This is a genomic window from Oscillibacter sp. (assembly GCF_032060045.1).
GTDB lineage: Bacteria > Bacillota > Clostridia > Oscillospirales > Oscillospiraceae > Oscillibacter.
Genome location: NZ_DAMBZJ010000010.1, coordinates 62426 through 65594 on the forward strand (window position 1 = coordinate 62426; position 3169 = coordinate 65594).

Here is a 3169-nt window from a genome sequence, read left to right on the forward strand (position 1 = left end):
GATGGGTCGCCCCGCATTTTTAATTTTTTCCATGGCAAAGTCCCAGTTTACCGCCTGCTCCGGAAACAGGCCCGTGTGCTTGAAATTCATGGGCTTGACCTGAAAGATCAACTCTCCGTAATGAACCTGCCAACTCTCCGGCAGCTTCCCTTTTTCCCAATGTCCGCCGCCGGTCTGGGAGCGGAGATACCGCCCGTCGGCTTTTTTCCAGCCGGGATAGGCACGGTCCGTCTCCCAGATGGCCTGAGGGTCCGGGCGCACCAAGAGCTGCCTGTCCCAGCGCTCTAGCTTTTCGCCGCCGCCGCAGTCCAGCAATTCATAATCCCGCCAGCTCTCCGCAATCCACATGGTGGTTCCTCCGTTTTTTTCCTTTAGTACTCAATCGTGTTATTATACTTCAAACAGCGCCGCCCCGTCAATCAAGGATTTCACTTCGATCGCAAGGTGGTCGACGCTTTCAATGCAGAAAAAGGACCTTGACTTTTCAAAAAACCGTGTTAGAATTATCTCCAATATCGTGAGTAATATATAAAAGGCAGTGACGGAGAGGACGAAGACGCGGACCTTTCAGAGAGCCGGCGGCTGGTGCGAGCCGGTGGGAAACCGTTTTCAGTGTCTATGGCTCCCGAGCCGAAAGAGCGAACCCGCAAAGGGACAGGTCTTTCCGTGTCGCCGCGTTAAGGCAGAGGGCTTGTTTGAGCCTGTGAGTGGTGCGCTTTACAGCGCGCAATTTGAGTGGTACCGCGGAAGTGAGTGACTTTCGCCTCAAAGGATGCTTTGAGGCGGGGGTCTTTTTCTTTTGCCCCAAAGCATCACACAGAAAGGAGTTCAACTATATGAGCAATCAGAACATCGAAACCATCTGCGTCCAAGGAGGCTACACTCCCGGCAACGGTGAGCCCCGGCAAATTCCCATTGTCCAGTCCACCACCTTTAAATATGCCACCTCCGAGGACATGGGCAAGCTTTTCGATCTGGAAGCCAACGGCTATTTTTATTCTCGCCTGCAAAACCCCACCAACGATTACGTGGCGGCGAAAATTGCAGCGCTGGAAGGCGGCACGGCGGCGATGCTCACCTCTTCCGGTCAGGCGGCCAATTTCTATGCCTTGTTCAACATCGCCTCCTGCGGAGACCACATTGTCTCCTCCTCCAGCATCTACGGCGGCACCTTCAATCTCATTTCCGTCACTATGGCGAAAATGGGTGTGGAATGCACCTTCGTCTCCCCAGACTGTACGGTGGAGGAGTTGAACGCAGCCTTTAAACCCAACACCAAATGCGTGTTCGGTGAAACCATTGCAAATCCGGCGCTGACCGTTCTGGATATTGAGAAGTTTGCACAGGCAGCCCATCATCACGGGGTTCCCCTGATTGTAGACAACACCTTCCCCACGCCCATCAACTGCCGTCCCTTCGAGTGGGGCGCGGACATTGTGACTCACTCCACCACCAAGTATATGGACGGCCATGGCGTAGCCGTGGGCGGGGCTATTGTGGACTCCGGCAAGTTCGACTGGCTGGCCCACGCGGAGAAGTTCCCCGGCCTGTGCACCCCGGATGAGAGCTACCACGGCATCACCTACGCCGAGAAATTTGGCAAGGAGGGCGCGTTTATTACAAAATGCACCGCTCAGCTCATGCGGGATTTGGGCTCTATCCAGTCCCCCCAGCATGCGTTTTATCTGAATCTGGGCCTTGAAAGCCTCCATGTGCGCATGGCCCGTCACTGCGAAAACGGTCAGGCTGTTGCGGAATTTTTGGCGAAGCATCCCAAGGTCGCTTCTGTCAGCTATTGTGGCCTGTCCGGCGACAAATACCATGCCTTGGCGGAAAAATATCTGCCTCACGGCTCCTGTGGAGTGGTTTCTTTTGAGCTGAAAGGTGGACGCGTCGCCGCCGGGGAGTTTATGAAGCATTTGAAGCTTGCTGCCATCGAAACCCATGTGGCGGACGCCCGCACCTGCTGCCTGAATCCCGCCAGCTCCACCCACCGCCAGATGACCGACGCGCAGCTTCAGGCCGCAGGCGTCCCCGCCGGACTTGTGCGGATCAGCTGCGGCCTTGAAAGTAAAGAAGACCTGATCGGAGATGTCGCTCAGGCGCTGGAGCGGGTGAACGCGTAAGAGTCCCCGCGCCTTGAAAGGAGACACCAGCTTTGCCTATTAAAATACCCAACAAATTGCCCGCCACCAGTACGCTGACGCGGGAAAATATCTTCGTCATGACGGAAAAGCGCGCCATCACACAGGATATCCGTCCTCTGCAAATTCTTTTGCTGAATTTGATGCCCAACAAGGTGGCAACGGAAACCCAACTGGCCCGAGTTCTGGGCAATACGCCACTCCAGATTGAGCTGGAACTGATCGCCCCCTCGGGCCATGTACCCAAAAACACGCCTCAGGAGCATATGTTGTCCTTTTATAAGACCTTTGACGAGGTGCGGGACCAGGACTTCGACGGACTGATTATCACCGGGGCACCTGTTGAAAACAAGCCTTTTGATGAGGTGAACTACTGGACGGAGTTGTGCGAAATCATGGAGTGGAGCAAGGAACACGTCCATTCTACGCTCCACATCTGCTGGGGCGCACAGGCGGGGCTTTATTATCACTATGGAATCCCTAAGCGCCCCCTGCCGGAGAAACTTTTCGGCGTGTTTCCCCATACGGTGGAGGAACAGGGCTTCATTCTCTTCCGGGGCTTTGACGACGTGTTCTGGGTCCCCCATTCCCGCCACACCACCGTGGATCGGAAGGATATTGAAGCGGTGCCTGCCTTGAAAATTTTAGCCTCGTCACCGGAAGCGGGAATCTATGCCGTAAAAACCGACGGAGGTCGACAGATTTTCCTGATGGGGCATGCGGAATACGACCAAGACACCCTGAAAAATGAATTTGAACGGGACGTGTCCACAAGCTCCCCCATCCAGCTTCCTAAACACTATTTTCCCAACGACGACCCTAAGCAGGCTCCGGTGGTCACGTGGCGCTCCTGCGCCAATCTGCTGTACACCAACTGGCTGAATTACAATGTGTATCAGACCGTGCCCTACGATATCCGGGACATCCGTCTAGGCAAGCGGACGCGGGAAAACGAAATTTAAAGCAGTCTCCGATTCCCTCTCAGCAGTGGAAAATGTTTTCTGCACGCAGACAAATAGAGAACC

At 54.8% G+C, this 3169-nt stretch carries 2 protein-coding genes and 1 pseudogene; 2 read left to right on the forward strand and 1 reads right to left on the reverse strand.

Annotated features, from left to right (window positions below):
* A pseudogene (locus RT018_RS05960) lies at positions 1 to 348 on the reverse strand (SAM-dependent methyltransferase); the annotation flags it as partial.
* Between the two features lie 488 nt (positions 349 to 836).
* Here RT018_RS05960 and RT018_RS05965 point away from each other — a divergent pair.
* Entirely contained in the window at positions 837 to 2126 is a 1290-nt protein-coding gene (locus RT018_RS05965) for an O-acetylhomoserine aminocarboxypropyltransferase/cysteine synthase family protein (protein WP_312940135.1), read from the forward strand.
* A 32-nt stretch (positions 2127 to 2158) separates the two neighbouring features.
* Positions 2159 to 3106, forward strand: a complete 948-nt coding sequence (gene metA, locus RT018_RS05970; protein ID WP_312940137.1) for a homoserine O-succinyltransferase — start codon at positions 2159 to 2161, stop codon at positions 3104 to 3106.
* Positions 3107 to 3169 lie beyond the last annotated feature (63 nt).